General features: G+C 70.7%; 25 protein-coding genes and 2 pseudogenes. 20 read left to right on the forward strand and 7 right to left on the reverse strand.

All coding sequences use genetic code 11. The features are described from left to right. Positions 1 to 70: 70 nt before the first annotated feature. A complete protein-coding gene (locus AC061S_RS35885) occupies positions 71 to 769 on the forward strand; it encodes a ThuA domain-containing protein (RefSeq protein WP_478690070.1) in 699 nt (232 codons plus the stop codon). A 286-nt stretch (positions 770 to 1055) separates the two neighbouring features. Here AC061S_RS35885 and AC061S_RS35890 read toward each other — a convergent pair whose 3' ends face one another. Then, complete coding sequence (locus AC061S_RS35890; RefSeq protein ID WP_478690071.1) at positions 1056 to 1622, reverse strand: RICIN domain-containing protein; 567 nt, start codon at positions 1620 to 1622, stop codon at positions 1056 to 1058. 508 nt (positions 1623 to 2130) lie between these two features. On the opposite strand from AC061S_RS35890, the gene AC061S_RS35895 reads away from it, so the two are divergent. Continuing rightward, positions 2131 to 3345 (forward strand): NADH:flavin oxidoreductase, encoded by a 1215-nt coding sequence (locus AC061S_RS35895; RefSeq protein WP_478690072.1) that lies wholly within the window; start codon positions 2131 to 2133, stop codon positions 3343 to 3345. Positions 3346 to 3508: 163 nt separating this feature from the next. Here the strand turns inward: AC061S_RS35895 and AC061S_RS35900 are convergent, their stop codons facing one another. The 4 genes from AC061S_RS35900 to AC061S_RS35915 all read right to left on the reverse strand — a co-directional run bounded on the left by AC061S_RS35900 (position 3509) and on the right by AC061S_RS35915 (position 6507). Further along, positions 3509 to 4390: a dioxygenase family protein gene (locus AC061S_RS35900; RefSeq protein ID WP_478690073.1), complete on the reverse strand. Its 882-nt coding sequence runs from the start codon at positions 4388 to 4390 to the stop codon at positions 3509 to 3511. A gap of 141 nt (positions 4391 to 4531) precedes the next feature. Continuing rightward, positions 4532 to 5449, reverse strand: a complete 918-nt coding sequence (locus tag AC061S_RS35905; RefSeq protein ID WP_478690074.1) for a helix-turn-helix domain-containing protein — start codon at positions 5447 to 5449, stop codon at positions 4532 to 4534. 171 nt (positions 5450 to 5620) lie between these two features. Continuing rightward, positions 5621 to 6070, reverse strand: coding sequence for an SRPBCC family protein (locus AC061S_RS35910; RefSeq protein WP_478690075.1), 450 nt, complete (start codon positions 6068 to 6070; stop codon positions 5621 to 5623). A gap of 14 nt (positions 6071 to 6084) precedes the next feature. After that, positions 6085 to 6507 carry an SRPBCC family protein gene (locus tag AC061S_RS35915; protein WP_478690076.1) on the reverse strand — a complete coding sequence of 141 codons (423 nt, stop codon included), beginning with the start codon at positions 6505 to 6507 and terminating at the stop codon, positions 6085 to 6087. Positions 6508 to 6611: 104 nt separating this feature from the next. Here AC061S_RS35915 and AC061S_RS35920 point away from each other — a divergent pair, with 104 nt between their 5' ends. The 10 genes from AC061S_RS35920 to AC061S_RS35965 all read left to right on the forward strand — a co-directional run bounded on the left by AC061S_RS35920 (position 6612) and on the right by AC061S_RS35965 (position 15855). Then, positions 6612 to 6944 carry an ArsR/SmtB family transcription factor gene (locus AC061S_RS35920; RefSeq protein WP_478690077.1) on the forward strand — a complete coding sequence of 111 codons (333 nt, stop codon included), beginning with the start codon at positions 6612 to 6614 and terminating at the stop codon, positions 6942 to 6944. Next, the gene (locus tag AC061S_RS35925) at positions 6941 to 7378 is read left to right on the forward strand and encodes an SRPBCC family protein (protein WP_478690078.1); all 438 of its coding nucleotides are present in this window, start codon (positions 6941 to 6943) and stop codon (positions 7376 to 7378) included. The genes AC061S_RS35920 and AC061S_RS35925 overlap by 4 nt, the downstream gene beginning before the upstream one ends. A gap of 121 nt (positions 7379 to 7499) precedes the next feature. Continuing rightward, positions 7500 to 7988 (forward strand): hypothetical protein, encoded by a 489-nt coding sequence (locus tag AC061S_RS35930; RefSeq protein WP_478690079.1) that lies wholly within the window; start codon positions 7500 to 7502, stop codon positions 7986 to 7988. Further along, entirely contained in the window at positions 7985 to 8854 is an 870-nt protein-coding gene (locus AC061S_RS35935; RefSeq protein WP_478690080.1) for a Crp/Fnr family transcriptional regulator, read from the forward strand. The genes AC061S_RS35930 and AC061S_RS35935 overlap by 4 nt, the downstream gene beginning before the upstream one ends. Before the next feature lie 92 nt (positions 8855 to 8946). Continuing rightward, on the forward strand, positions 8947 to 9537 hold the full coding sequence (locus AC061S_RS35940; protein WP_478690081.1) for a redoxin domain-containing protein: 591 nt from the start codon (positions 8947 to 8949) through the stop codon (positions 9535 to 9537). A gap of 6 nt (positions 9538 to 9543) precedes the next feature. Continuing rightward, positions 9544 to 10437, forward strand: coding sequence for a cytochrome c biogenesis CcdA family protein (locus tag AC061S_RS35945; RefSeq protein WP_478690082.1), 894 nt, complete (start codon positions 9544 to 9546; stop codon positions 10435 to 10437). Between the two features lie 227 nt (positions 10438 to 10664). Then, positions 10665 to 12743, forward strand: a complete 2079-nt coding sequence (locus AC061S_RS35950; protein ID WP_478690083.1) for a SpoIIE family protein phosphatase — start codon at positions 10665 to 10667, stop codon at positions 12741 to 12743. A 47-nt stretch (positions 12744 to 12790) separates the two neighbouring features. Next, positions 12791 to 13831 (forward strand): AraC family transcriptional regulator, encoded by a 1041-nt coding sequence (locus AC061S_RS35955; protein ID WP_478690084.1) that lies wholly within the window; start codon positions 12791 to 12793, stop codon positions 13829 to 13831. 63 nt (positions 13832 to 13894) lie between these two features. Beyond that, on the forward strand, positions 13895 to 15016 hold the full coding sequence (locus AC061S_RS35960) for an MBL fold metallo-hydrolase (RefSeq protein ID WP_478690085.1): 1122 nt from the start codon (positions 13895 to 13897) through the stop codon (positions 15014 to 15016). Beyond that, complete coding sequence (locus AC061S_RS35965; RefSeq protein WP_478690086.1) at positions 15013 to 15855, forward strand: SDR family oxidoreductase; 843 nt, start codon at positions 15013 to 15015, stop codon at positions 15853 to 15855. The genes AC061S_RS35960 and AC061S_RS35965 overlap by 4 nt, the downstream gene beginning before the upstream one ends. On the opposite strand, the pseudogene AC061S_RS35970 reads toward AC061S_RS35965, so the two are convergent. Continuing rightward, positions 15764 to 16138 (reverse strand): annotated as a pseudogene (locus AC061S_RS35970) (GMC oxidoreductase); the annotation flags it as partial. The gene AC061S_RS35965 and the pseudogene AC061S_RS35970 sit on opposite strands and share 92 nt — an antisense overlap. Positions 16139 to 16483: 345 nt before the next feature. Between AC061S_RS35970 and AC061S_RS35975 the strand changes: the two are divergent. The 5 genes from AC061S_RS35975 to AC061S_RS35995 all read left to right on the forward strand — a co-directional run bounded on the left by AC061S_RS35975 (position 16484) and on the right by AC061S_RS35995 (position 20558). Then, positions 16484 to 16639, forward strand: coding sequence for a hypothetical protein (locus AC061S_RS35975; protein ID WP_478690087.1), 156 nt, complete (start codon positions 16484 to 16486; stop codon positions 16637 to 16639). A 410-nt stretch (positions 16640 to 17049) separates the two neighbouring features. Further along, positions 17050 to 17871: an alpha/beta hydrolase gene (locus AC061S_RS35980; RefSeq protein ID WP_478690088.1), complete on the forward strand. Its 822-nt coding sequence runs from the start codon at positions 17050 to 17052 to the stop codon at positions 17869 to 17871. Next, positions 17868 to 18287, forward strand: coding sequence for a nuclear transport factor 2 family protein (locus AC061S_RS35985; RefSeq protein ID WP_478690089.1), 420 nt, complete (start codon positions 17868 to 17870; stop codon positions 18285 to 18287). Before AC061S_RS35980 ends, AC061S_RS35985 begins: the two co-directional genes overlap by 4 nt. Positions 18288 to 18655: 368 nt before the next feature. Further along, entirely contained in the window at positions 18656 to 19918 is a 1263-nt protein-coding gene (locus AC061S_RS35990; RefSeq protein ID WP_478690090.1) for a globin domain-containing protein, read from the forward strand. Between the two features lie 37 nt (positions 19919 to 19955). Then, positions 19956 to 20558: a pyridoxamine 5'-phosphate oxidase family protein gene (locus AC061S_RS35995; protein ID WP_478690091.1), complete on the forward strand. Its 603-nt coding sequence runs from the start codon at positions 19956 to 19958 to the stop codon at positions 20556 to 20558. A 115-nt stretch (positions 20559 to 20673) separates the two neighbouring features. On the opposite strand, the gene AC061S_RS36000 is transcribed toward AC061S_RS35995, so the two are convergent. Continuing rightward, on the reverse strand, positions 20674 to 22818 hold the full coding sequence (locus AC061S_RS36000; RefSeq protein WP_478690092.1) for a SpoIIE family protein phosphatase: 2145 nt from the start codon (positions 22816 to 22818) through the stop codon (positions 20674 to 20676). Positions 22819 to 23554: 736 nt separating this feature from the next. On the opposite strand from AC061S_RS36000, the gene AC061S_RS36005 reads away from it, so the two are divergent. The 3 genes and pseudogenes from AC061S_RS36005 to AC061S_RS36015 all read left to right on the forward strand — a co-directional run. Then, entirely contained in the window at positions 23555 to 24106 is a 552-nt protein-coding gene (locus AC061S_RS36005) for a (2Fe-2S)-binding protein (protein WP_478690093.1), read from the forward strand. Continuing rightward, positions 24103 to 25110, forward strand: coding sequence for an FAD binding domain-containing protein (locus AC061S_RS36010; protein ID WP_478690094.1), 1008 nt, complete (start codon positions 24103 to 24105; stop codon positions 25108 to 25110). Before AC061S_RS36005 ends, AC061S_RS36010 begins: the two co-directional genes overlap by 4 nt. 67 nt (positions 25111 to 25177) lie before the next feature. Continuing rightward, positions 25178 to 25449: pseudogene (locus AC061S_RS36015) on the forward strand (xanthine dehydrogenase family protein molybdopterin-binding subunit); the annotation flags it as partial.

Below are 25449 nucleotides of genomic sequence, written 5' to 3' on the forward strand. Positions count from 1 at the left end.
TGGGCTTGCGGCCTGCGAGTTTCGGTGGATACGGTCGATAGAAAGCGCTTACTGCGAAGGAGTTCGCCGCGTGCCGACCTCAGACGTCCTGGTCTACACCCGTACCGCAGGCTACCGCCACGACTCGATCCCGGCGGGTGCCGCCGAGCTCGTCGAGATGGCTCAGGAGAGCGGGTTCGGGGCGGAGGCTACGGACGATCCGGCGGTGTTCACGCACGAGCGGCTCGAGCGGTGCGCGGCCGTGGTGCTGCTGTCCACCACCGGGCCGGTCCTCACTGACCAGTCCCGCGCAGCCCTGGAGACCTACGTACGATCCGGCGGCGGGCTTCTCGCCGTGCACGCCGCGGCCAATGCCGAGCCTGACTGGCCCTTCTACGGCGAACTGCTCGGCACCCGCTTCGCGGGCCATCCGCCGCTCCAGCCCGGCCTGGTCCACGTGGAGGACCCCGCACATCCGGCGACCGCACACCTGCCGGCGGAGTGGGCCTGGACCGACGAATGGTACGACTTCACCGCGCACCCACGCGACGCGGGCGTCCGCGTCCTGCTGCGCGCCGACGAGTCCGCGTACACCGGCGGCACGCACGGCGCGGACCACCCGCTGTCCTGGTGCCACGAGAAGGCCGGCGGCCGGTTCTTCTTCACAGCGCTCGGCCACACGCCGGAGTCGTACGTGGCCCCCGCCTTCCGCGCACACCTCTCCGGCGCCCTTTACTGGGCCACGGGCCGCCACGCTGCGCGACCCGATGTCCCAACCCACTCGACCTGACCCCGCCCCCCTACCCTGACGTCCCCTGGTGGTGGAGACCAACTCCACGACCAAGAGGCTGCCCCGTCGACCCGACACCGGGCAGAGGGAGACGCATCGTGCCATCGCCACCAGGTACGACAAACTCGCCGTCCGCTACGAATCGACCGTGCTGATCGCATCCCTCAACGAATGGTGTGACCAGGCGGAGACGCATGGCTCCAGGTCGTAGGCCCATGGCGGACTCACTGGATCGCCGCACCGAACCGTTCCTGCCCCGGCAGGGACCGGGGCAGGGTGGACGGGTCTACCACCAAGCGGTGTTGTTGGGGCCCAGGCGCCACAGGCGGTCGGCTGAGGGGTAGGAGTAGTCGAGTTCGATGGTGTCCCAGGTGTCGGTGGTCCCCTTGAGGGTCATGGCGACGTCCACGTTGAGGTACGGACGCCACACGAACCAGCGGGGGTCGCTCTCGTTGGGGCTTTCCTGGCGGACGCTCCACTTCTGTACGTCAGATCCGTTGCAGGTCCGTACGACGACGGTCTCTCCGCGGGCGGGGGTGGTGTCGTTGGGCTGCAGGCACTTGTTGGACGCCAGGTTGCGCAGCGTGAGCGTCCACAACTTGGATGCCGAGTCGTAGGTGCCCTCGGCGTCCCACGCCTCGGTGGAGTAGTTGTCCCACGCGGTGCTGCGCAGGGTGATGGCCTGGGCCCCTTCGCTGAGAGAGTTACTGGACAGTGCCAGCCGGCTTCCGTCCATCCGGTTGACGAGGTCCTGGTTCGGGAACGACTCGGCGGCGGCGGGGCCCGCGCCCGCCAGAGCAAGGGTCATGCCTGCGGCGGTGGCCAGAACGGCCAGACGGCAGCGCACAGCCATGCGGTTTCTCCTTCGGGAAAGGGGATTTCGGTCTGCTGATCCTCGCGGGTTCCGGGAAGGTCCGTCGGCCGCGCCGCACACGTGATCGTTTCTGCCCGTCGGTCTGTCACCCGCACGGCTCAGCATCCTTTCGGGCCTCTGCCGATCACGCCGCCCGACGCGAAACCCGCCGGATCCGTGCTTTCGTGACTTCGCTCCTGCAGGCGGTGGCTGTGTCGCTGTACGTCTGGGCCCGTGGGCTCCTTCTCCCCAGTGACCACCTGCGCGGTGGTGGCCACCCAGAAACGGACCGTGCCCTCCGCCAGGCCCAGACGGGCGGCGACCTGGCGGTGCCCCATACCCAACGCGGCCAGCTCCAGCCCGGCCCCGATCACCCCGGCAGCGTCCACCCGCCGGGGCCGTGCACCCCCGTCGTCGCTTCCAAGTTGACCGGACGCGTGGTACCCAGAGCCGTCGCGGTCCAGCGCCCCGGTGCCGGGCCGGGGGTACGCGAAAATGGGAGGGCCTGATGCCGGACGATCCAGCAACACCACCGGGGCCGGATGTCCTTGCCCCGGCCCGGCTGGGACCGCTGCGCCTGCGCAACCGGGTCATCAAGGCCGCGACGTTCGAAGGGCGCACCCCGGACGGCCTGGTGACCGACGAACTGATCGAGTTCCACCGGCGAGTGGCCGCCGGCGGAGTCGGCATGACCACCGTGGCCTACTGCGCCGTCTCCCCCGAGGGCCGCACGGAGCGGCGCCAGCTGCATCTGCGGCCCCAGGCACTCCCCGGGCTGCGCAAGCTGACCGGCGTCGTGCATGACGCGGGCGCGGCCGCCTGTGCCCAGCTGGGGCACGCCGGCCCGGTGGCCGACGCCTCCTCCAACGGCGTTGCGGCCCTCGGGCCGGGCCGCTTCTTCAACCCGCTCGGCATGCGGCGCACCCGGGCGGCCACCGCCGCCGACCTGGACCGCGTCACCCGGGCACATGCGACGGCGGCCCGCCTTGCCGTGGACGCCGGTTTCGACGCGGTGGAGATCCACCTCGGCCACAACTACCTGGCCAGCTCCTTCCTCAGCCCCCGCCTCAACCGTCGTACCGACGCCTATGGCGGCAGCCTGGAGAACCGGGCCCGCCTCGCCCGCGGCATCGCCCGCGCGGTGAGGGAGGAGGTCGGCACCGAGATCGCGGTCACGGCGAAGCTCGGCATGAAGGACGGTGTCCCCGGCGGCCTGGACCTGGACGACAGCATCCAGGTCGCCCGCTGGCTGCAGCAGGACGGTTCGGTCGACGCCCTGCAGCTCACCGCCGGCAGTTCGCTGCTCAACCCCATGTACCTCTTCCGCGGCGACGCCCCGGTCCGTGACTTCGCCGCCGCCTTCCCACCGCCGCTGCGCTGGGGCATCCGGCTGACGGGCCACCGGTTCCAGCACGACTACCCGTACGGGGAGGCCTACCTCCTGGAGTACGCCCGGCGCTTTCGCGCCGAACTGGACCTGCCGCTCATCCTGCTCGGCGGCATCACCCGGCGGGAGACCATGGACCTCGCGATGGCCGAGGGCTTCGCGTTCGTGGCGATGGCCCGGGCGCTGCTCAGCGACCCCGACCTGATCCGGCGCATCGCCGCGGACGCCGCGGCGGCCTCGCGCTGCATCCACTGCAACCGCTGCATGCCCACCATCTACTCGGGTACGCGGTGCCCCGTGGTCGAACCGGACCGCGCACCGGCACCCCGGCCGTAAGCCGTCCAGCGGGACGGTCTCCCCAGCCCGGCCACCCCCGAGTTCGATGGACACACCCCACCGGCGCCGTGAGGTACGACAAGGGTGACGCCCTGCGCAACGAGGTGAGCGTGCCGGTCGCAGCCATCAACGAGTGGCTGCGACGAGCACTTTCATGGAGGACCTAGACGCGCTGCCAGAGTGCCGGGACGCTCGGGGGTTCCCAGCCGTTGATGGCGGTGTGAGCCTGAATGCAGCGGTACGAGGAGCCGGCGTAGGCAGCGACGTCGCCGGCCCGGTAGGACGTGCCGGCGGCCCAGGTCCCGGTCGGCGGGGGCGTGGTAGGCGGGGGCGTGGTAGGCGGGGGCGTGGTGGGCGGGGGCGTGGTAGGCGGGGGCGTCGGAGTCTGGGGGACGTCCAGCACGAAGTCGTACGTGCCCTCACGGGCCGGACCGGCCTGGCGGACGGTCATCAGGAGACGGGCGTCGAAGATGGCGTCGGTGCTGTTGCGCGGCTCGTTGGGGAAGTACAGCTGGGTGGTGACCACCCGGCGCCCTGGGGCCTGCAGCTTGACGTGGATGTGCCGGGTTCGGCCCGGGTAGAGGCCGGGCACGATGGTGGTGAGGCTGAACGCGCCCTGGGCGTTGCTGAACTGGTGCCCGCGGAAGGTGTAGCCGGTGTTGTCGTAGGCGCCGTTGACATCGGCCTGCCAGAAGTCGAGGAGCACGCCGGATATCGGCAGGCAGGCCCGGCCGAAGACGTATCCGGTGACGGTGAGGCGGGTACCCGGGGTGCTGCTCGTGATCAGCGAGGTGCGCAGGGGGGAGTTGGGCTTGAAGTAGGGCCCCTCGGTCTGCTCCACGGTCGGCTCATCGCCGTCGTCGCAGTCGGGGGTCAGGGCCAGGGCGTTGCCCGCTGCCACCCGGTCGCGGGCCAGTGCCACCCCACCGCCGAACAGCAGTGGGGCAGCACTGAGCGCGGCGGCCGCGCGCAGGACGGACTTGCGGCTGATCCGGCCGTCGTGGCCGGTGGGAGGTGCTCCGGAAGGGTCTTCGGTCGCGGACATGCGCCGACTCCTTGCGTGTGGGGGGAGGGAGGTTCGGCCCTTGCCGCGATGGGGGGCCGGCCGTGAAGGCACGGCGAACCATGGCAAGGACCCGGGCCGGCATCTCGCCCCGGGGTGCGGGGCGGACCGCCTGCGGCCACCTTATGGGCCCTCCGGGGCGACATCGATGGACTCGATCCGGGGATCGTCGTGATTTCCACCGGTCGCGGTCCGGAACTCCCCGGGGGCCATCCCGGTCTCCCTCCGGAAGAACCGGGAGAAGTACGCAGGGTCGCCGATCCCGACCTCCGCGGCCACTTGACGTACGGTCAACTGTGTTCCGCGCAGCAGGCGTTTGGCCTCCAGGGTCTGCTGCTGGCGGATCAACTCGCCGGGAGTCCGGCCGGTGGCATGCCGCACCAGAGTCTGCAAATGGCCCTGGGATAGCCCGAGTTCCTGTGCGTACGAGCCGACAGATCGCCGGGTGCCGCCGGGCAGGCCGATCAGTCGGGTGAAGTCGGCGGCCAGCTCCGCGGCCCTGCCGCGGGCTGCCACGGCCCGGCCCGGGGCGCAGGCCCGCAGCGCGCGGAGGATCAGGATGTGCAGGCTGGCGCGCAGCACCCCCAGGTATCCCGCCTGGAGCTCCCGGTACTCGCGCCCCATCTCAGCCAGCAGTGCGGCGATCGGCCCGGCCTGGTCGCCGGGTGCGTGCCCGGGCCGAGTGGCCAGCGTGCGCAGCGCGGCCGCGTCCTGCGGATGGGAGAGCAGGAAGTCCTCGTTGAAGAGCACCACATGGCCGACGAGTCCCTCCGCATCGGCCCATCGGTGCACCTGGCCGGGGGTGACGACGCACAATTCCGGTGGCTCCACCGGCTTGTGGGCCAAGTCCAGGACGTGGGCACCGCTGCCGCCGGTGACGTAGACGATCTCGTAGAAGGTGTGCCGGTGCGGGAAGGCCGCCCGGGAGAGCGTGCCGATGGTGTCGAAGGTGCCGATGGCGAAGGGCAGCAGGCGCGGCAGGGGGACCTCTAAGCGGTGCAGCGGGAGGTCGAGGAGGCGGGTGCTCTGTGGCTCGTCCATCGCAGCAGTCTGTAACCACACTCCCTACAGGTCCAGACCAATCACGGGAAATCCAGGCCTGCCCGAAAGGCTCCGTCCGGTAAGGAACCGCGGAAGGCCCTCGACTATCTGCGGCCCGGCGACACTCCATGTGCGGTCGCGGTGAAGGACGGCCACCCGGCATGACCCTGCTCAGACCACGCTCCGCAGGCGGAGTTCCAGGTCGCGCAGGTCTTTGGCGAGGGAGGAGCGGACCTTCCTGGCCATCAGGGGCGCGGCCAGGCGGTAGTAGCCTCCCCCGCCGCCCCGGACCCGGATGCGGGCGAGCGTCCCGTCCGGGTGCGGCACGAAAGTGTAGGTGACGTGCATCGACATCGGGCCGGCGACCGACACCATGTCCAGTAGGTGCTCCGGGACGTGACGGGCAACGCGCAGCACGTAGTCGATGCGCTTGCCGAGGAAGTACGCGGTACGGGTGACCTCGGCGCCGACGCCGAAGCCGCCGCCGTCCGCTTCCCGGGTCAGTGCCGCCTCACGGATGCCCTGCGTCCATTCGGCGTCGTGGCGCCAGTCCATGGCGTACGCCGCCACCTCGGCGGGCGGGAGCGGGATGATCCGTTCCGCCGTCACGTCGATCGTCATGGCCGGGCCGCCGTTCAGAGGGTGAAGAAGGGCTGCGGGGTGCCCGTCTCGACGTACTGCTTCAGCCGGGTCATCAGCTGCCCCCAGGTGCCGGCGCTGTGGGCGAGGGCGGGGTCGTTCTCCGCGAAGCCGGTGTGGCGGAAGTCCACTCGGGTGCCGGCTTCGGCCGGGGTGTCGGTGAGCTGCCAGGTGATGACGGTGCCCGTCCAGTGGGGCGGGAAGGCGCCGACGGAGGTCCACGCGACCTCTTCCTGGTCCGCGCGGTCCCTGCGGAGCTGGAAGGGCTCGGGGATCTGCGGGAAGTCGAAGAAGAGGATCTCGTCCTTGCGGTCCACCCCGGTGGTCCACCAGCCGGTGAGGCCCTCGTGGGTGTCCAGCGCCTCGTAGACCTTCGTACGGTCGGCGTCGATGTCGGTCTGGAAGGTGATCTCGGACATGGGTGCTGCTCCTGTTGCGAGTGGGGGTGGCGCTCGGTGCGCCGTCGCTTTAGCCAAGACTAAAATGACTCCCCTCTCGATCGCAAGCTGAAGCGGCGACTAAAATGACAACCATGGATGCGGTACGAGCGGTCGCCGAGCCCAGACGGCGCGAGATCCTGCGCCTGGTCTGGGACGCGGAGCTGTCGGCGGGCGAGATCGCCGAGCGGTTCGACGTCACCTTCGGCGCGGTCTCCCAGCACCTCAAGGTGCTGCGGGACTGCGGGCTGGTTACGCTGCGCCAGGACGGCAAGAAGCGTTTCTACCGCGCCGACCGCGAGGGCATGGGCCCGCTGGCCGACTACTTGCAGTCCATGTGGGCCACCAAGCTCGACACCCTCGCCGCACTCGCCGAGGCTGCCGAGCGGAGTGAGAAGTCCGAAGGGACCGTGCAGTGAACACAGACGTAGTCACGCTGGAGCGGCACATCGCCGCCCGCCCCGAGACGGTGTTCTCCTTCTTCACCGAGCGCGACAAGTGGCTCGCCTGGATGGGCAAGGACGGCGAGTTCACCTTCGAGCCCGGCGGCTCCTACCGGACCAACGTCAGTGGCGACAACGTCGCCGAGGGGCAGTTCGTCGAGATCGACCCGCCGAAGCGGATCGTCTTCACCTGGGGCTGGGCCGAGGGAGGGATGCCCGTACCCGCCGGCTCCTCCACCGTGGAGATCACCCTCGAACCGGTCGGCGAGGGCACCCTCCTGCGCCTGGCCCATCGCGGCCTGCCCTCCCCCGAGGCCTGCGCCGCCCACGCCGAGGGCTGGACCCACTACCTCCGCCGCCTGGTGGTCTGGGCGGAAGGCGGCGACCCGGGCCCCGACGACTGGATGTGAGCCGTGGCCCGCTGCCGGCTACCGGTGCGTACGTAAGCGCGCTCACATACGGGTAGCCGCGCCGCCTCCTATCGTCGGCCTCACAAGCCGAACGCAGGAGCAGCAGGAGGAGGCGGTCACCATGGCCACCACGTTGCAGGTCTCCCCGGGCACGGCCGTCATCCCGGTCCACGCGGCCTGGGGTGCCGCGGCCGGTCTGGTCGGCGGCGTCGGGATGGGCATCTGGATGTCGGTGTCCCGACCCATGATGGACACGGCGATGATCACGATGGTCGCCGGGCTTCTCGGCAGCACCAACGCCTTCGCGGGCTGGCTCATCCACCTGTCCATCGCGGTCTTCGCCGGCATCACCTTCGGCGCGCTGATCGGGCGGTTCGCCCGGAGCCCCGCACCCGCCGCCGTCCTGGGCCTCGCCTACGGCGCGGTGTGGTGGACCCTGGGCGCCCTGTGGATCATGCCGGCCAACATGGGCATGCCGGTCTTCGACTGGAACGACGTCAGCGCCTCCAGCCTCGGTGCACACCTCGTCTACGGGCTACTGGCCGGGCTGACCTTCGCCGCGATCTCCCGTACGGCGGGCGGGCAGCGCAGCGGTACGGCCCGAGGATGAAGCCCGCACCGCCCATGCCGCGCCGCCTCCCCGACCGCAGTGGCCCGGTGCCCTACTGTCTGGCCGACAGCGCGTACGCGCTGGGCAGCCCGGCGTGGGGCGCCGCACCCCCGCCCTGGGCGCCAGGACGACGCGAGGGGACACACGCGATGGCCGGAAACGACGAGGCGGACGACGCGGACCGGACCTGGTGCCTGGCCGAGGTCGACATCTTCCGCGACCTCTCCGAGCAGGAGATGGCCGCCATCGCCACCGCGGCCCCCATGAAGTCGTACGTCGCGGGCCAGATCCTCTACGCCCCGACCCAGCCCAGCGAAGTCCTGTTCATCCTCAAACAGGGCCGGGTCCGTATCTTCCGGGTCTCCGCCGACGGCAGGGCCCTCACCACGGCCATCATCACCCCGGGCACGATCTTCGGGGAGATGGTGCTGCTGGGACAGCACATGTACGACAGTTACGCCGAGGCCCTCGACGACGTCACGGTGTGCGTGATGAGCCGGGCCGACGTGCGCCGGCTGCTGCTGACCGACGCGCGCATCGCGGCCCGCATCACCGAGATCCTCGGCCGCCGCCTGGCCGACCTGGAACAACGTCTGTCCGACAGCGTGTTCAAGAGCGTGGCCCAGCGGATCGCGACCACCCTGACGATACTGGCGGGTGCCCAGCCCCCGGCGAGCCCGCTGCGCCCCGGCGGCCGACACCCCCAGATCGCGCTCACCCACGAGCAGCTCGCCGCGCTCGCCGGCACCTCGCGCGAGACCTGCACCAAGGTGCTGCACGAGTATGTCGACCATGGCCTGCTCCGACTCGCCCGTGGCCGCGTGACCGTGCTCGACACCGAACGGCTGCGCGACGCGGCGGGCTGACGTCACCAAACCGTAAGGCCGTCACCGCCCACGCTGCGCGAAGACAGTCCTACAGTCATTCTCGGCCCCGTCCCGAACACACAGGAGTCGACATGCGCCCCCGCACCCTCGCCCCGGCCATACTCGCCGCCGCCCTGCTCGCCGCCACCGGGTGCGCCGCGGACGACGGCCCGGCCGCGGGCACGGGCGCAGACGCAGCGCCGTCGACCGCATCAGCGCCCGCACCGTCGCCCGCGCCTTCGGACCCGGGCAAGTCCGGCGCCGCCGGTGCCCAGGTCCCCGCCGTACTGGACTTCACCGCCACCACCGTGGACGGCAAGCCGTTCGACGCCACGGCGCTCGCGGGCAAGCCCACCGTGCTGTGGTTCTGGGCCCCCTGGTGCCCCAAGTGCAAGGCCCAGGCCGCCGAGACCGCGAAGGTCGCCGCCGACTACACCGGCAAGGCCAACGTCGTCGGCGTCGCCGGCCTGGACAAGAACACCGCGATGAAGGACTTCGTCACCGACACCGGGACCGGCGGCTTCCCTCAGCTGTCCGATGAGAAGGGCGAGGTCTGGAAGCGGTTCAAGGTCACCGAGCAGAGCCGCTACGTCATCCTCGACAAGGACGGCAAGACCGTCTTCGAAGGCGTCCTGCCCGCAGGCAAGGGGCTGACCGAGAAGGTCGCCGGGCTGACCGGCTGAGCGACCATGTCCGACCTGCCCCTCGCCCTCGCGCTCACCGCGGGGATCCTCGCGGCCGTCAACCCGTGCGGCTTCGCCCTGCTCCCCGCCTACCTGTCCCTGCTCGTCCTCGGTGACGACTCCCCCACCCGTACGGTCGCCATCGGCCGCGCCCTGACCGCCACCGCCTCCATCACCATCGGCTTCGCCGCCCTCTTCGGCATATTCGGCCTGGCGATCCAGCCCGTGGCGGGCCAAGTCCAGGAACACCTGCCCTGGTTCACCATCGCCTTCGGCATCCTCATGGCCGCCGCCGGAGTCTGGCTGCTAGCCGGCCGCCAACTACCCACCCTGGCACCGAAACTCCGCCGGGCCCCCGCCCTCACCCGCTCGATCCCCTCCATGGCACTGTTCGGAATGGCCTACGCCACCGCCTCCCTGGGCTGCACCATCGCACCGTTCCTCGCCATCGTGATCTCCGCCTTCCGCAGCGGATCCCCCGCCGAGGGCGTCCTCCTCTTCGCCGCGTACGCCCTCGGCATGGGCCTGATCGTCGGCATCGCGTCCCTGACCGTCGCCCTCACCCGCACCACCGCCGTCCCCCACCTGCGCCGCGCCGGCGCCCTCGCGCCCCGCATCGGCGGCGGACTGCTCCTGGCCGTCGGCGGGTACGTCGCGTACTACGGCTCGTACGAGATCCGCATCCAGAGCGACCCCGCCACCCAGGACCCAGTCATCGACGCCGCCGGAGCCGTCCAACGCGCGATCGCCGACCTGCTCGACTCCATCGGACCAGTGACCCTGGCCGCTCTGTTCGCAGCCCTGCTGATCGGCGCCGCCGCGCTGTCGAGGATCAGAGGGCGGCGCGGGAGTACGGCGTCACGAGCGGCCATTCGACGTCGACGTCGAGCGCCTCGTTGACGTAGTCGGTCCTTCGCAGATCGGGGCTACCGCCATGGTGCTCGTCGCTGTCTTCGTGTGGCCTTGCTGATCACGGTCCTGCTCTCCGGGCTCGCCGCCCGTACCGTCCTGTCGCACCCCGGCAGCCCTGCCTCCGGTCGTGCACCACTCGGTTCGGGGCGCAACATGGAAGGAAACCCCCGACCGGCGCGTGCCAGCGGGCGCCGCTGAGGAGAGAGCCGTCACGGATGGGTGCAGACGAGCCGCTCCCGGACGAGGAGCGGGAGCGCCGGGCGGGGCCGTCGCCGCCGGGAGGGCTGCTCGACCTGCTCAGTGTGGCCGCGGTCGTGCTGGACACGCGCGGGCGGATCGTGTTCTGGAGCCCGCAGGCCGATGACGTGTTCGGCTACACGGCCCGGGAGGCTCTGGGGCAGTACGCGGCACACCTGCTGGTCCACGAAGAGCACCAGGACCTGGTGACCAATCTGTTTGCCGAGGTGATGGCCACCGGGGCGAGCTGGGCCGGCGCGTTCCCCATCCGGCACAAGGACGGCAGTACCCGCCTGGTGGAGTTCCGCAACATGCGGTTGCTGGACGACCTCGGAGGCGTCTACGCCCTGGGCATCGCCGCCGACCAGAACACGCTGCAGCGGGTGGAGACGGATCTAGCCCTGTCCCAGCGCCTGGTGTCACAGGCTCCCATCGGCATCGCGCTGCTGGACACCAGCCTGCGCTACCTGCTGGTCAACCCCGCCCTGGAGCGCATCAACGGCATCCCCGCCACCGATCACATCGGCCGCCGCCCCCACGACATCCTGCCTTTCCTCGACATGGACAGCATCGAGTCCGCGCTGCGCCAGGTCCTGATCACCGGCGCGCCTCTGATCGACCAGTACACCGTCGGCCGCACCCTCGCCGACCCCGAGCACGATCACGCCTGGTCGGTGTCGTACTACCGGGTCGAAGGGTCCAGCGGCCGGGTGATCGGTGTGGCGATCTCCGTCGTCGACGTCAGCGAACGCCATCAGGCCTCGACCGAGGCGGACCGGGCCCGGCGCCGTCTGGCCATGATCGCCGAGGCCTCCGCCCGCGTCGGCACCACCCTGGAAGTGGAGAAGACCGCCCACGAGCTGGCTCAGGTCGCCATCCCCGACCTGGCCGACCTCGCGGCCGTGGACGTCCTGGACGCCGTACTGGCCTTCCGCCGCACCACCGCGACCCACGACGGGCCGGAGGTATTCCGCGCACTCGCCGTGGCCGCCGCCTACCCGACCGAGGCCACCGCGGCCGCGGACAAGGTCGGCGACCTCTCGGCGTACGGGGCGGACCGGCTGATCACAAGGTGCGTCCACACCGGGCAGCCGGTGCTCGTCGCCCGCGTCGGCGACGAAGACCTTCTCCGCATCGCCCGTGACACCGATGCCGCCGAATCGTTGGCGCGGGCGGGCGTGCACTCCTACCTCGCGGTGCCGCTGATCGCCCACAACGAGGTCCTCGGCGCCTTCGACCTGCTGCGCGCCCGCAACCCACTCCCGTTCGACGAAGACGACGTGATCCTCGCCGGGGAACTGGCCGCCCGCGCTGCCATCGCCATCGACAATGCCCGCTGGCACCAAAGCGTCCGCAACACCGCCGAAACGCTCCAGCGAAGCCTCCTGCCCGGCCACCCGCCCCCGACCTACGGCCTGGACATCGCCTCCCTCTACCAGGCCGCCCAGGCATTCCAAGAGGTCGGAGGCGACTGGTACGACGTCATCCCCCTCATCGGCGACAGGACCGCCCTGGTCATCGGCGACGTCATGGGCAACGGCATCGACGCCGCTGCCACCATGGGCCGCCTGCGCACCGCAACCTGCGCCTTCGCCGACCTCGACCTGGACCCCGACCAGGTCCTCCAGCACCTCGACAAGATCACCCGCGGACTCGAGCACTACATCGCCACCTGCATCTACGCCGTCTACGACCCCCACGGCCACCAATGCCGCATCGCCAACGCCGGACACCTCCCGCCCGTCCTCGCCGCAGCCGGCCAACACCCCCGACTGCTCGACCTGCCCACCGGCGCGCCGCTGGGCGTCGGCGGCGTCCCGTTCCACACCACCGACTTCGACCTGAACCCCGGTGACCGGCTCGTCCTCTACACCGACGGCCTCGTCGAAACCCGCCACCATCCCATCGACGAACGCCTGGACACCCTCCTTCAGACCCTGGATGGACCCCGCCGGCACCTGGACGACACCTGCCAGTGGCTCCTGCACTGCCTCAGGCAGCCCGACGACCACGACGACGTCGCTCTCCTCATCGCACAAGCCAGGCGCACCACCTGAGGGACCTCGCCCTGCTCCCCCTCGCATCGCGGCGGTAGCCTTCCGCCATGGGCCCGATGATCCGCGCCGCCAGCCTGCGCGGCTTCGTGCCCCTCGTCGAGCGGCTCGGCGGCGACCCGGACCGGCTGCTCGCCCGGTTCGGGATCCCGCGGAAGGTGCTGGACTCCGACGAGGGCATCATCCCCATCACGGCCAACGACCTCGTGCTCGACGCGGCGGCCGCGGAGATCGGCTGCACGGACCTCGGCCTGCGCCTGGCGGAGACGCAGGACCTGACGATCCTCGGCCCGCTGGCGTTGGCGATCGAGTCGTCGTCGACCGTCGCCGAGGCGCTCGGCTGCGTGTCGAAGTACATGTTCGTGCACAGCCCGGCGCTGAGCATCGGGGTCGAGGACGACCCTCGCGGGCGCCGCGAGGTGGTCGCCCTGACGTACCGGAAGGAGCTGCACGAGTCGCCGTACTCCCCGCAGGCGATGGAGCTCGGGCTCGGGCTCTTCCACCGGGTCGCGTGGGCGCTGGTCGGCGGCACGATGGGTCTTCGGTCCGTGGAGATCCCGCACCAGCCCCTCTCTCCCGTCCGCCGCTACACCGACTTCTTCGGCGCCGACGTGACCTTCGGCCGCCCGACAGCGGCGCTTCGGGTGGAACGGCGCCTCCTCGACGAGAGCTTCGCCACCGCCAACGAGGCGATCCGGCACCTGGCCGTGGCGCACCTCGCCGGCCATTACGCGGACCCCCGGCTCAAGGTGTCCACGCATGTCCGGCGCGCCCTGTCCGAGAGCCTGGGCACCAGCCCTCCGGCCATCACCAACATCGCGCGCCTCCTCCCCGTACACCCGCGGACGCTGCAGAGGCAACTGGCCGCCGAGGGCACCTCGTTCGACGAGGTCCTCGACGAGGTGAGGCGCGACGCGGCGCACCGCTTCATCACTACGACCGACCTCCCGCTGGGCCAGGTCGCGGCGCTCGTCGGGTTCACCGAGCAGTCCACGCTCAGCCATGCCGTACGGCGCTGGTACGGCGCCAGTCCGCGCGAGCTGCGCCGTGCGGCACGGCATCGCACCGGTCGACCGGAGCTGTCGCGCTGAAACAAGTCCGCGCCCGGGCTCGGCTTCATCCTGAGGGGACCAGCAACCTACGAGGAGCGACTCATGGTGCAGCAGGCGCAGCGGACCGGTGCTGACCTCACAGTGATCGGCGCCCGCTCGATCCCCGAGTTCGACGGCGTGCACGACGTGTGGCCGCGTGGCGAGCGGCTCGCGGCGGTGCGGCAGGCCGCGGCGGCGTACAAGGAGCGCTTCAAAGCGCAGGGCCGGGTCCGTGCGGTGAAGTCGGTGGACATCGCGGCGGCACCGTACCCGGTCGACTACGCCTTCCACGGCGCGGTATCGGTGCCCACGCTGCCGCTGATCTCGATGATCAACCGCATGATCGTCGTCCAGTACGACGACTGGAACGGCACCCCGCGCACGCTGGTGTTCGAGCCGACAGTACCGGAAGGCTCCGCGAAGGCGCCGTACTACCGGAACCTGCGGAGACTCATGAACAAGGTGCCCGGCGGCAAACTGATCGAGAAGGTCGTCCTCACGTACTACAACGAGCCCGGCGACGTGCTCGCGAAGGTCGGACTGACCGCCGACGACATCGACTTCTGCACCTTCGACCACCTCCACGTGCAGGACCCGCGGATGATCCTCGGATCCACCGAGGTCATCGAAGGCGAGTCCACGCCACGCCGGCCGCTGTTCGGCGACGCGAAGATGCTCGTGCACAGCCGCGAGCTCGCGACCCTGCAGTCTCTGCATCCGATGCAGTGGGCGTGGTACGTCGACGGCGGTCTCGGCGGCGTGGACCCGGCCAAGTTCGTGACGTTCGACGGCGACATCGAGCTCGGTGCCGGCATCGCGCTGCTGTGGACGCCCGGCCACACCGACGGCAACCACTCACTGGTGATCAACACCCCGGACGGCGTCTGGGTCTCGTCGGAGAACGGCATCTCCCTGGACAACTGGCAGCCGGAGCTGTCGAGGATCCCGGGCGTGCGCAAGTACCACGAGCGTTTCGGCCGCGAGATCTGCCCGAACGCCAACACCCTTGAGGACTCCCTCGACCAGTACGACTCGATGGTCAAGGAGAAGACGCTGGCCGACCCCTGCAAGGAAGATCCGCGCTGGCTCCAGATCCTGCCCTCGACCGAGCTCGCCCCGTCGAAGCGGTTCTGGCCGGTCGTCCCGACCTACGTCCACGGCGAGATCAAGGCCGGGCTGCGATGACCGGCTCCCCCGCCGGTGCGGTGGTCACCGGCGCCGGCCGCGGCCTGGGCAAGCAGATAGCCCGCCTCCTCGTCGAGCGGGGCCACCAGGTCCTCGTCACCGACGTGGACGCGGCGTCCGCGCAGGCCACGGCCGACGAACTCGGCCGCGGTACCACCGCCCTGGCGGTCGACGTCCGCGACCAGGCCCAGATGGAGGCGGCCCGGGACGCGATCCTGGGCCGAGCGGGGCGTCTGGACGTGTGGGTGAACAACGCCGGCGTGCTGGTCACCGGCCCGGCCTGGGAGCAGGGCGAGGCGACCCGCCGGCTGATGATCGAGGTCAACGCCCTCGGCACGATCAACGGCACCGTCACCGCTGTCGACACCATGCGCCGCAGCGGCGGCGGCCACGTGGTCAACATCGTCTCCCTGGCGGGCCTGACTGCGGTGGCCGGCGAGGCCGTCTACGCGGCGTCCAAGCACGCGGCGATCGGCTTCAGCCTGAGCACGATGGCCGACCTCAAACTCGCCGGTATCAAGGACATCGACATCTCGTGCATCTGCCCGGACGGTATCTGGACCCCGATGCTGCACGACAAGCTCGACGACCCGGGCTCGGCACTGTCCTTCTCCGGGAAACTGCTCCAGCCCCACGAGGTCGTCGAGGCAGTCCGCAAGGTGCTCGACAAACCCCGACTGGTCACCGCCGTCCCCGGCTGGCGCGGGCTCGTCGCCCGGTTCGCGGACGTGGTGCCCCAACTCGGCCTCACCGCCGTGCCGTTCGCGGTCTCCCAGGGGCGCCGTACCCAGAAGAAGCTCCTGTCCAAGGGCGGCACACCCGGACCGACCCCCACCTGAGGCGACCGCCCTGGACAGATCCCTTGTTGGGCCAGAACCCCATCGCCCGTTCCGCCTGCGCCGTGATCGTCCACGACGGATTGACTCCGAGATGGGCGGAGACCGCGGAACCGTCGACCATCTAGATGCCCAGGTAGCCGTAGGGGCGGTGGCAGGGGTCGATCACGCCGTGCTCGGTGTCCCCTCCGATCCGACAGCCACCGAGGAAGCAGGCGGTGAGTGGGTCCAGCAGCTCGCCCAGGTTGCTGCCGGGGAAACCGTCGATTCGTTCGGCGAGCAGCCGGTTGGCCTCGGCCCCTGCGGGGATGTACAGCCGGCCGTTCGTGTTCTCGTTCGTACCACGCTGGCAGGGCCTTGTGGGTCGGCGAAGTAGACCTCCAGGCCGGTGTCGATGCGGAGTTGGGGCGTGCTGGGCCCTCTCCGCGCCCTAGTGCTCCAGCTGTAGATCGTGACGCTCACCGCCGCTCTGCTGCCGGTCTGGCTGACGGCGGGCGGAGCGGGTGTACGCCGCCGAGCCGGAGGATCTGCTGGAGGTGGTGTCCGAGGTACCGGCGGAGGTACGGACGCTGCTACTCGTCGGCCACAACCCGGGCCTGGAGGAGCTGGCCGTCAGTCTCGCCAGGAGGCCGTGGACTCGACGGAGGCCGACGGAATCGAGCGCCTGTCGGAGAAGTTCCCGACGTCCGGCATCGCGGTGCTCGCCTGCCCCGGTCCCTGGCAGGAGCTCGCGCCCGGGCTCGGCCCGGCTGACCGACTTCGCCGTCCCCGGGGCGCCGCCCGCTGACGTACGCCGCATGCCCGGCCGGCCGCACCGGCATCCGTCTGCACTAGCCTGCTCCGGCCGCCGGGCGGGTATCCGTCTCCCGTGATCACGATCGGGGTCGAGGAAGAGTTCCTGCTGCTCGACGCCGCCACGGGCCTCCCCGTGCTGCTCCCGGCGAAGGTCTCCACGGCGGCGGGCTTGTGGCCCGGGGTAAGACAGGCGGAGTGGATCCCGCTCTGCCTGGATCGCCGTGGTGTCGCGTCCTGTCGATCGAGACACTGCACCGTCGCAGTCACTCCGGAAGGCTTTCCGCTTTGGCCCTGGACCCATCAATCGCCGCGCTGCTCGAGCAGGCCTCCGCGGTCCCGAGAGGGCCCATCATCACCGCCGATCCCACGAACCTTCGAGAAGCGGAGCGCAACTCGAATGCCATGGTGACGCCGGGGACGCCGGTCGGCGTCGGATCCGTGGCGGACGACACCGTCCCGGGTCCTGCCGGTTCCGTACCCGTGCGGGTCTACCGGCCTGCCGGCAACGGGCCTGCCGCGACCGTCGTCTTCTTTCACGGCGGCGGGTGGATCGTGGGAGACCTCGACACCCACGACCATGTAGCCCGCCGCCTCTGCCGCGACCTGGAGGCCGTAATGATCGCCGTGCACTACCGGCGGCTTCCCGAGCACAGCTTCCCCGCCGCGTTCGAGGACTGTCTTGCCGTGGCCCGGTGGGCGGCCAGCCGCATCGGTCGGTACGGCGGCCTTCGCGACCGGCTGGCCGTCGCGGGCGACAGCGCCGGCGCAGCCCTCGCCGCCTCCGTCGCCCTGGCCTTCCGCGACGCCGGGGAACCGCTCGCAGCCCAACTGCTCGCCTACCCTGCCACGGACCGCACCCTGGGCGGCTACCCCTCGTACACCGAGAACGGGGAAGGCTACCTGCTCACGTTCCAGGACCTCCGTGACCTCACAGCGATCCTCCTCGACGGCGACGCCTCCGTGGCCACCGACTTCCGGGCCTCCCCGCTGCACGCGGCGAGCCACAGGGGGCTCGCCCCCGCCGTCATCGCCACCGCCGCCTACGACCCGCTCCGCGACGAGGGCCTGGCCTACGCCCGCGCGCTGCAGGACGCCGGAGTGGACGTCTTCGTCCGCACCTACGACGGCCTGGTCCACGGCTTCCTCAACATGTTCGCCGTCTCACAGAGCGCGGAGACGGCAGTCGCCGAAATGATCAAGGAATTCGAGGCCCGCCTCCGATGAGCAGCGACGACAAAAGCGCGAGCGATCGCGACGACTTCCTGGCCTGGGTCAACACCGCTCTGTACGAGGCGGAGCTCGCGCTGCACAACGGCAACGCGGCGCCCCGCCGGGCTCTCTGGTCGCGCAACGAGCCCGTCAGCGTCCTGGGCGCATGGCGCAACGCCAACGGCCAGCAGGAACTCGACAAGCTCTTCACCGCACTCGGCAAGAGCTTCTCCGACTGCACCTCGTACACGTTCGAATTGCAGGCGTACGACGTTGTGGGCGACATGGCCTACACGGCCGGCTTCGAACACACCTCCGTCTCTGTCGACGGACATCCGCGCACGTACACGTTGCGGGCCACCCAGGTGTACCGCCGCGAGGATGGCAAGTGGCGGGTGGCCCATCGCCACGGCGACACCGCTACCGAGTGAGGGCGTCACATGCCGGGGTGCCGCACTCGACTCCGGGACCAGAGTGTCCGTCCGGAGGTCACGAAGCACCGCTGAGCGGAAACCCGACCTGCGCACAAATGGCACATGCAGCCCATACCCCATTGCTACTTCTGAGTACCCATACGGTCATGTAGCGTCCGGAACCGCTTGATCCGTTTCGGTGTTCCCGACCCCCGATGAGGACTCATGATCGCCACATGCGACGCTCCGATCGCCGCCGTCCTGAGACGACGATTCACTGAGGACGCCGCCCCTCGCGCGCTTCGGGGGCCTGGCACCATGAGCGCTGCCGCCCTGCCGTCCGACGGGAGACCATCTCGGACAACGGACGGAGGAGCACTGGTCCTTTGAGATTCCGGATCAATCGCTCGGGCAGTTCGTTCACGCCTCCGTACGGGGAGTGGCGCCTGCCGGAGCCGGCCGCACCCGCTCCCGCTCCGGCCGTCCAGACCGTGGAGCCGGAGGCCGTCGAAGCGCCTCTGTCGCCCCACGAGATATCCCTCATACGCGCCTCCGTCTCGGTGGTCGAGCCACTCGCCACAGAGATGACGGTCTACTTCTACGCGATCCTGTTCGCCCGCTACCCCGAGGTCCGCCCCATGTTCCCGCCGGGAATGGACGCCCAGCGCGGCCGGCTGCTGCGCTCGCTGCTGCGCATCGTGGACCTGGTCGACGACCCGCAGAGCCTGGTCCGATTCTGCGGACACCTCGGACGCGATCACCGCAAGTTCGGCACGCTCAGCGCGCACTTCCCCGCCGTGGGCGAATGCCTCCTCGCCTCCCTTGCCCGCTACGCCGGCCCCGCCTGGACCGAGGAAATCGCCGCCGCCTGGACGAAGGCCTACGGCGTGGTCGCCCAGGTCATGATCAGTGCCGCCGAGGAAGACGAGGCGCTACGGCCCGCCGTGTGGCCCGCCACGGTGGTGCACCGCGTCTCGCGGGGACACGGCATCGCCGAGATCACGGTCAGCCCCCATCTGCCCTACGAGTACGCCGCCGGGCAGTACGTGAGCCTGGAGACCCCCTGGGGGCCGAAGCAATGGCGCTACTACTCGCCCGCCAACGCGCCCCGTGAGGACGGCACTCTCACCTTCCACGTGCGCGCGGTGCCTGGCGGCACAGTCAGTACCGCGCTGGTGTACCAGGCGGCGGTGGGCAGCGTGATCCAACTGGGTCCCCCGATGGGAGACATGGTCCTGGACACCGCCTCCTACAGCGACCTGCTCTTCGTGGCGGGCGGCACCGGCCTCGCCCCGATCCGCGCGCTCGTCGAAGAGGTCGCCCGCCGCGGCGATCGCCACCAGGTCGACCTCTTCCTCGGCGCCCGTACCGGCGACGAGCTGTACGGGGTCGACGACATGCTCAGGATGTCCCAGCGGCACCACTGGCTGACCATCAGGGGCGCGGTCTCCCACGAGTACATCCCCGGACTCCGCGGGTCACTGCCTGATGTGCTGGCCGAGTTCGGACCGTGGCACCACCACGACGCCTATCTCAGCGGCCCGACCCAGATGGTCGTCTCCGCCACCGAGACACTCGCGCGGGGCGGCACGCCACCCGACCGCATCCATCACGACCCGTTCGAGACGCCCGTCCTGTCCCTTCCCTGAGCCACGCGCTCACCCGTCCGCCAGGAGAACGCGCCCCGTGGCGATACCCCCGCAGCCTTTCGGATCAGCAGGCGAACACCTGCTGCAGCAGCAACTGGGCACCGCCGACCGCGCCGCCCGGTTCTACGACCAACAAGTACGCCCGCACCTCACACCCGAGATGCGCGACTTCATCGGCCGCCAGGCCATGGTGTTCCTCGCCACGGCCGACTCCCGGGGAGAATGCGACGCCAGCTTTCGTGCCGGCCCCCCGGGATTCGTCCACGTCATCGACGACCACACGCTCGCCTACCCCGAATTCCGCGGGAACGGTGTCCTCGCCAGCGCGGGCAACATGACGGAGAACCCCCATCTCGGCATGCTGTTCGTGGACTTCACCCACCACCACGTGGGGCTGCACGTCAACGGGGTGGCCCGGCTCTACACCGACGCGGGCCTGCGCTCCCGCCACCCCGGCCTGCCCACCGACCTCGCGCCGGGGCGGAGTCCAGAGATGTGGGTCCATCTGGGCATCGAAGAGGCCTACATCCACTGCTCCAAGTACATACCCCACCTGGCACCGGCCCCCCGTCCCACCAGCCTTGACGCCATGCGCCCCAAGGACTCGAACTACTTCACCGGACTCCGTACGCCGGGATGAGGACGACGAGTATCTTCGTGAGCCAGTCGGACACGTGCAGCACGACAGAATTCGCCAATGGGCCAAGGCGCCGAACCAGCCGGTCGCCAGGTCACATGCGCCGATGCTGCCGCCCCTAGCTTCGTCCAGGCGGGCTAGACGGTTGACCGTCAGGACCGTCAGGGGGAGGAGCGCGGCGGACGCGGGCGAGGACGAGTACCGTGTCATCGGCCGGCGGGGCGGGCAACAGGCTCGCGAGAATGCGGTCCGCCATGGCTTCCAACGACCCCGAGGCTCTGCCCAGTTCGGCGCGCAAGGCTGCCAGGCCCGCCTCGATGTCCCGGCCGCGCGCCTCGATGAGGCCGTCGGTGTACAGCGCGAGGATCGCGTTCCCGGGGAGTTCGATCTCGGTCGTCCGGAAGGGGAACCCGCCGACGCCGAGAGGGACTCCCAGGACTTCATCGATGGTCTCGACCGTGCCATCCGGCCTGAGCAGCAGGGGCGGGGGATGGCCGGCACTGGCGACGCGGGCGCGTCCGCTCGTCGGATCGTAGACGATGTACAGACACGTAGCCAGCTCGATGCCCGCCTCCTGAGCGCACGCGTCGAGCTCGGCGAGCAGGTCGGCAGGCTCGCTGTCGTGCCTGGCCAGAGCCTTGGTCGTGATGCGAAGCCGACCCATGGCGGCGGCGGCCGACACCCCGTGCCCCATCACGTCGCCCACCACGAGAACGACCCGGCCGTCGGGCAGGTTGATCACGTCGTACCAGTCGCCGCCGACCTCGGTGATCCGCCCTCCGGGCACGTACCGGTGGGCTACTTCCACGTACGGGCTGGCCGCCAGCACGCTGGGGAGCAAGGCTCGCTGCAGTGTGAGTGCGATGTCCTGAACACTGCTGTACAGGCGGGCATTGTCCAGACAGATCGCAGCACGTGAGGCGAGCTCACCGGCAAGGCTGACATCCTCCCGGGTGAAAGCCGGCCGGTCGGCGGACCGGCCGAACATGGCGATTCCCTGGACGGTGCCCCTGGCGATGAGCGGGGCGACGAGTACACAGGCCAACCCGCTCTCGGCCAGGAGCCGGGCGCGCGACTCGATGAGGACGGTCCGGGCCAGGAACTCCTCGTTCACCACTGCTGAGATGGCACGACCGGTCCGCAGCATGTCGTGGATGACGGAGCCGGGCGGATACCGCACCGTCTCCACCCCGCTCACGAGTTCGGTGGCCGGAGGGGGCAGGATCGTCCCGAAGGCGATCCGGCGGGTGATCAGCGGCCGCCCCGGGTCGAAGACCTCTGCCTCGTCCATCCACTCCACGAGTTCGACCACTGCGCCGTCGCAGAAATCCGGCATCGACGCGTCGACGAGCTCCTGAGCCGTGCGAACCACGTCCAATGTGGTCCCGATACGCGTGGAGGCCCCGTCCAGCAGCGCCAGCCGTCGGCGGCCGGCAGTGGCTTCGAGAATGGCCTGCTCCCGATCCGTCACATCGACCATCAGCCCACCCACTCCCGGGCGCGAGCCGACTGCCTGGCTCAGGGGGAAGAAGCTCACCGACCGCACTTGATCACGGTCCGGATGCCCCCGCGGGCGCATACCCACCAGCATCCCCACGACCGGCGCTCCACCCCGGGAGACAGCGCGGAGCATGCGCTGATACTCGCCACCGTCGGACATGATCATGATTTCGTCCATGTGCCGCCCGATGTGCTCCTCGATCGGAAGTCCGTCCATGTCGGCGAGCGCCTGGTTGAGATGGACGTACCGGAGGTCCGGGTCGAACATGACCAGACCGATGGGGCAGGTCTCGAAAAGGGCGTCGAGGAAGGCGAGATTGGTCTTGACCCGATCGAGCTCGTCGCTACGGCTCGCCAGGATCATCACCACCGCAGGTCCTCCGGATCCGGTCACGGAGAAGACCCGGAAGCCGCAGTCGAACGCTGTGCCGTCACGATGCCGCGCTGTGAGCCGACCTCTCCAATACCCCCGGGTCCGGCCTCGCTCGGTCAGCCGGGCACACGAACCGGATGGGGCACGGGGCCCGTCGGCAAAGAGGACGGCGCCGGGCTTGGACAGGACGGCAGTGGAGTCGTAACCGAACAGGTCTCGCGCGCCGGGCCCCCAGTAACAGACGAGGTCACCTTCATCGATACCGAAGACGGCCACGGGCACATGCTCAAGCAGCGTCCCGGGCTCGGACCGGAACGGACCGTGAGCCTCCTGACCCCCCGGCCGAGCCGATGGCACGAGACGTCCCCTTCCACCCGACGCCCTATCCATCCATTATGCGGAGACCTTGGGCGTTCCGCGGCGGGAGCTGAAGCCTGTGGCCGGCGCGAGGTCGCCGGTCACCTCTGCGGCGACGTCCCCGCCCCGGTCCTGCTCACCGGCGACAACAAGGCCGTCGCCGAGGCGGTGGCCGCAGAGGTGGGCATCAACGACGCGCTCGCCCTCGCCCAGGCCGGCCTCGGCCCCATCGGGCTGCCTCGTCCTTCTTGGGCACCTCGACCGGCTCGATCCTGGCGGCGCGACCGTCGAGTGCCGCTCCCGTACGACGGATGCGTTCGGGCAGCAGGGTGTCGCTGAGCAGGCATCGAGGCAGCCGTACCCGCTGAGCGCGTGGAGCTGAAGAGATGGCGATCGGCACGGCCCTTCCGGCATTGCGGGAGAACCCGATGGGCGACCGGACGGCGCCTGGCCCCCGGAGCTGCTGGTCCACCACCGCGAGACGGTGGTGGAATCCGTCCGCCGCCTGATCCGGCCCCCGCGGCCGGCCGGCTGGGTCTTGTCCAGGCGGTCTACGCGGATCGACCCGGACAGGACCTCGGCCTGCCGGCGGTCCGGTCGATCCGCCCGCCGCCCCCCGTCTGCGCCGGCAGCGCCCCCTGCGTCCGCAGCCATCGCCGGACCATAGGACCGCCCGGCGCACCCGCTTGCCCCACACGCGAGGTGTGAGATCCACTCCGACCGGTTATCCGAGGGTAGGTACTCCACATTCCATGATGAAAGGGAAGCCGTGGCGCATCCAATCCAGGAGACCCGCTCCCTCGTCCGGCTGCATGTGAACGGCCGGCGGTACGAACTCGACGTGGACCACCGCGTCACGCTCCTGGACCTGCTGCGGGAGCACCTCGGCCTGACCGGAGCCAAGAAGGGCTGTGACCACGGCCAGTGCGGCGCCTGCACCGTCCTGGTCGGCGGGCGGCGCGCCAACAGCTGCCTGCTGCTCGCCGTCGCCCACGACGGCACCCAGGTCACCACCGTGGAAGGACTGGGCGACGACACCCGGGGGCCGCACCCCTTGCAGGAGGCCTTCCTGAAACGGGACGCCCTCCAGTGCGGCTACTGCACACCCGGCCAGCTCTGCTCCGCCGCCGGCCTGCTCGCCGAGGCCGCCGCCGACCCGGGGGCCGCGGACCTCAGCCGCGCCGGGATCGCCGAGGGGATGAGCGGCAACCTGTGCCGCTGCGGCGCGTACCCCCGCATCGTGGACGCCGTCCGGGACCTGGTGGCGACCTCGCAGGACGCCGTCCCGGCGAAGGACCCTGGCGACGGGCGGGTCGCGTGAAGCCGTTCGCGTACGTGCGCGCCACCAGCCTCCCGGAGGCCGTCGCCGCCCACGGAGCGCGGCCCGGCTCCCGCTACCTCGGCGGCGGCACCAACCTCGTGGACCTCATGAAGCTCGGGGTCGAAGCCCCCGACACCCTCGTCGATCTCACCGGGCTGCCGCTCGGTTCCGTCGAGGAGACCACGGACGGCGGCCTGCGCATCGGCTCCATGGTCCGTGGCAGCGACCTCGCGCTCCACCCCCTCGTCCGCACCCGCTACCCCGCCCTGTCCCAGGCCCTCCTGGCCGGCGCGTCGGCCCAGCTGCGCAATGTCGCCACCACCGGCGGCAACCTCCTCCAGCGCACCCGCTGCCCGTACTTCCAGGACGTGGCCAAACCCTGCAACAAGCGGGATCCCGGCACCGGCTGCGGCGCACGCGACGGAGTCCACCGCGACCACGCCGTCCTCGGCCACTCCGCGCAGTGCATCGCCACCCACCCGTCCGACATGGCCGTGGCGCTGGCCGCGCTCGACGCAGCCGTCGAGCTCCGGGGCCCGAACGGCGCCCGTACGGTACCCGCGACCGCGTTCCACCGGCTGCCGGGCGACCACCCTGAACGGGACACCGTCGTGGAGCCCGGCGAGATCGTCACGGCGGTCAGGCTCCCGCCGGAGCGCGCCGGGCTGCCCTCGCGGTACCGCAAGGCCCGCGACCGCGCCTCGTACGCCTTCGCGCTCGTCGCCGTCGCCGCCGTGCTCGACATCGCCGACGGACGCGTACGCCATGTCGCGCTCGCCTTCGGCGGGCTCGCCCACCGGCCCTGGCGCGCCACCACCGCCGAGGAACTGCTGCTGGGCGCCGCCCCCACCGAGAGCGCCGTACGGGAGGCCGTCGAGGCCGAGCTCGACCGGGCGGAGCCGCTGCGCGACAACGCCTTCAAGGTGCCCCTCGCCCGCAATCTCGCCTGCGACGTGCTGAACTCCCTCGTACCGGACGTCCTCGCCCGCGGCACCCGCTCCTGAACCCTCCCCGTCCCCGTCCCCGTCCCCTCCGCCCCACCCCACCCCACCCGGATCGCGAGGACCCGCCATGGACTCCAGCCCCGCCCACCAGGTGCCCGCCCTCGGCAGCCCCGCCACCCGCCGCGAGGGCCAGGAGAAGGTCACCGGAAGGGCGCTCTACGCAGCCGAGTACGCCCCGCCGGGGCGGGCGTACGCTTGGCCGGTGCCGGCCACCGTCGCCCGCGGGCGCGTCATCGCCGTCGACACCGCCGACGCGCTCGCCCTGCCCGGCGTACTCGCCGTCCTCACCCCCTACGACGCACCCCCGCAGGGCCCCCCCCACGACCCCACCCCAGTCTC

The sequence above is a fragment of the Streptomyces sp. CA189 genome (assembly GCF_056428985.1).

What these genes read in the sequence shown, in the direction of transcription:
- AC061S_RS35900 (WP_478690073.1), bottom strand. Translation starts at nt 4,390, where the DNA reads ATGTCCGCGACCGAAGACCCTTCCGGAGCACCTCCCACCGGCCACGAC.
- AC061S_RS35955 (WP_478690084.1), top strand. Translation starts at nt 12,791, where the DNA reads ATGGGCCCGATGATCCGCGCCGCCAGCCTGCGCGGCTTCGTGCCCCTC.
- AC061S_RS35930 (WP_478690079.1), top strand. Translation starts at nt 7,500, where the DNA reads ATGGCCACCACGTTGCAGGTCTCCCCGGGCACGGCCGTCATCCCGGTC.
- AC061S_RS35960 (WP_478690085.1), top strand. Translation starts at nt 13,895, where the DNA reads ATGGTGCAGCAGGCGCAGCGGACCGGTGCTGACCTCACAGTGATCGGC.
- AC061S_RS35940 (WP_478690081.1), top strand. Translation starts at nt 8,947, where the DNA reads ATGCGCCCCCGCACCCTCGCCCCGGCCATACTCGCCGCCGCCCTGCTC.
- AC061S_RS35910 (WP_478690075.1), bottom strand. Translation starts at nt 6,070, where the DNA reads ATGACGATCGACGTGACGGCGGAACGGATCATCCCGCTCCCGCCCGCC.
- AC061S_RS35965 (WP_478690086.1), top strand. Translation starts at nt 15,013, where the DNA reads ATGACCGGCTCCCCCGCCGGTGCGGTGGTCACCGGCGCCGGCCGCGGC.
- AC061S_RS35895 (WP_478690072.1), top strand. Translation starts at nt 2,131, where the DNA reads ATGCCGGACGATCCAGCAACACCACCGGGGCCGGATGTCCTTGCCCCG.
- AC061S_RS35905 (WP_478690074.1), bottom strand. Translation starts at nt 5,449, where the DNA reads ATGGACGAGCCACAGAGCACCCGCCTCCTCGACCTCCCGCTGCACCGC.
- AC061S_RS35950 (WP_478690083.1), top strand. Translation starts at nt 10,665, where the DNA reads ATGGGTGCAGACGAGCCGCTCCCGGACGAGGAGCGGGAGCGCCGGGCG.
- AC061S_RS35945 (WP_478690082.1), top strand. Translation starts at nt 9,544, where the DNA reads ATGTCCGACCTGCCCCTCGCCCTCGCGCTCACCGCGGGGATCCTCGCG.
- AC061S_RS35985 (WP_478690089.1), top strand. Translation starts at nt 17,868, where the DNA reads ATGAGCAGCGACGACAAAAGCGCGAGCGATCGCGACGACTTCCTGGCC.
- AC061S_RS35980 (WP_478690088.1), top strand. Translation starts at nt 17,050, where the DNA reads ATGGTGACGCCGGGGACGCCGGTCGGCGTCGGATCCGTGGCGGACGAC.
- AC061S_RS35935 (WP_478690080.1), top strand. Translation starts at nt 7,985, where the DNA reads ATGAAGCCCGCACCGCCCATGCCGCGCCGCCTCCCCGACCGCAGTGGC.
- AC061S_RS35920 (WP_478690077.1), top strand. Translation starts at nt 6,612, where the DNA reads ATGACAACCATGGATGCGGTACGAGCGGTCGCCGAGCCCAGACGGCGC.
- AC061S_RS36000 (WP_478690092.1), bottom strand. Translation starts at nt 22,818, where the DNA reads ATGGATAGGGCGTCGGGTGGAAGGGGACGTCTCGTGCCATCGGCTCGG.
- AC061S_RS35890 (WP_478690071.1), bottom strand. Translation starts at nt 1,622, where the DNA reads ATGGCTGTGCGCTGCCGTCTGGCCGTTCTGGCCACCGCCGCAGGCATG.
- AC061S_RS35915 (WP_478690076.1), bottom strand. Translation starts at nt 6,507, where the DNA reads ATGTCCGAGATCACCTTCCAGACCGACATCGACGCCGACCGTACGAAG.